Source organism: Lactobacillus sp. C449L (assembly GCF_059900815.1).
Genome location: NZ_JBWXGA010000299.1, coordinates 1 through 437, shown reverse-complemented (window position 1 = coordinate 437; position 437 = coordinate 1). Strand labels below are relative to the sequence as shown.

The following is a 437-nucleotide window of genomic DNA, read 5'->3' as shown; positions in this document are numbered from 1 at the left end:
CAACAGTATGGCCATACACTTCAGAGGATGGTTTTACCTCAGGAAGCATCGATTTAGGAACTCCCAATATGTCAAGCAGTTCATCATCCCAAGCTAAATCATAAATATTAAACATCAGGGTCCTGGATGCGTTAGAATAATCCGTAACATGAGCTTTACCGCCAGACAGCTTCCAAATGAGCCATGTGTCAATCGTTCCGAATAAGAGCTTTCCTTCTTCCGCTTTTTGGCGGGCGCCTTCCACATTGTCGAGGATCCATTTTACCTTTGTGCCAGAAAAATAGGCGTCAATCAGCAAGCCGGTTTTCTCGCGGAATAAATCATTGTAGCCTTTTTCCTTTAACTCATCACAAATCCCGCTAGTCTGTCTGGATTGCCACACGATGGCATTGTAAACAGGTACGCCAGTCTCTTTATCCCAAACAACTGTGGTTTCA

The 437-nt window shown here is 44.2% G+C and carries 1 protein-coding gene; it reads right to left on the bottom strand.

The window, feature by feature from the left end; translation table 11 throughout:
* Positions 1–437, bottom strand: a 437-nt coding sequence (locus AC2JF9_RS09485; protein WP_500727276.1) for an FGGY family carbohydrate kinase, incomplete at both ends; no start/stop codon positions are given.